Source organism: Paraburkholderia bengalensis, from assembly GCF_037126505.1.
Classification (GTDB): Bacteria; Pseudomonadota; Gammaproteobacteria; order Burkholderiales; family Burkholderiaceae; genus Paraburkholderia; species Paraburkholderia bengalensis.
Map to the genome: position 1 here is coordinate 1 of NZ_JACFYJ010000249.1, position 1,309 is coordinate 1,309.

1 protein-coding gene is annotated in these 1,309 nt (G+C 64.0%); it reads right to left on the reverse strand.

Annotated elements, in window-relative coordinates:
* Positions 1 to 1,008: S1C family serine protease (locus tag H3V53_RS43035; RefSeq protein WP_419539758.1), on the reverse strand; the 1,008-nt coding region annotated here is incomplete at its 3' end.
* Positions 1,009 to 1,309 lie beyond the last annotated feature (301 nt).

A 1,309-nucleotide genomic window follows, 5' to 3' on the forward strand; every position in this document is an offset into this window, starting at 1 on the left:
CTCAACCCTTCCAGCGTCCGCATTTGCATCGTCGCCTTGCGTCGATGTGCCGAGATTCACCATCACCGTAACCTGCTTACGGTTGCGGATCAGCTTCAACGGAATTCGCATGCCGGAATGAAGCGCCGCGTCCTGCTCGACGACATCAGATGCGTCTCCGATCGGGTGGCCGCCGAACTGCACGACCACGTCGCCGGGCCTCAGCCTGCTCGCCGCTGCCGGGCTGCCGGGAACGACGGAAATCACCAGCGCGCCCGCCGCACGCGGCAGACCGAAGGCGCTCGCCAGATTCTGGTCCACGTCCTGCACCTGGATGCCAAGATTGCCGGGCGCGTTCTCGACCAGGCCTTGCGGGTCTTGCAGTTGAGCGCGCACTTTGCGCGCAAGATTGATCGGGATCGCGAACGTGAGGCTCTGAAAGCGGTCGGCATCGCCATACACCTGCACGCTGATGCCGACCACCTCCCCGGCGCGATTGAACACTGGGCCGCCCGTATTGTCCGGGTTCAGCGACACGTCGGTCTGGAAGAACGGGAATGTCGTGCCATCGGCGAGCGTGCGCGAGGTCGCGCTGACGAAACCTACAGTGACGGTGTTCTGATAACTGTCTGGCGACCCGATTGTGAGCACCTGCTCGCCGACACGCACGCGCGTCGAGTCGCCGAGCTTGACGGTGGGCAGCTTCGTCGCGTCGATCTGGATCGCGGCGAGGTCGCTTTGCGCATCGACGGCCACGACTTTTCCCTTGAACTCGCGGCGGTCAGTCAGCCGCACGGTCACCTCATCAGACTGACCAACGACATTGGCCGTCGTGAGAATGAGACCGTTCGGGCTTACGATAACCCCCGAACCGGCCCCCGATATCGCACGCGGTTCACCGCTTTGTCCGTCTTGCGTCTGCGGCACCGCCTGTTTGAAGAAAGCGAAGATGGGGTCCTGGTTGTCGACCGCTTCGGGGACTGGGCCCTGTGCGGGCGCTTTCCGAAGGGGCGTCGCACGGATGTTCACGACAGCCGGTCCATAACGCTTGACGATCGCGGGGAAATCGGTCGTGGAGCTGGCGCCGTCGGGCGCAACGCGCCCGTATTTCGCGGGCGCCGCGGCCGGCGCTACTGCGGACCCAGCGGTCGCGGAAGCAGCAGGAGACGTGGAAGCCGCGATTGCGTCTGCGCCCGGAAAGCCAGTCAGACACGCTACTGCCACCGTCATGTAAAGCCGCACGTGGGGCCGCGCGGCCCCTGTAAGACGTAATGAGTGAGTGGGATGAAACACAGCGCACCTCCCGTTATGCCTGGCACTGTGAAGAAAT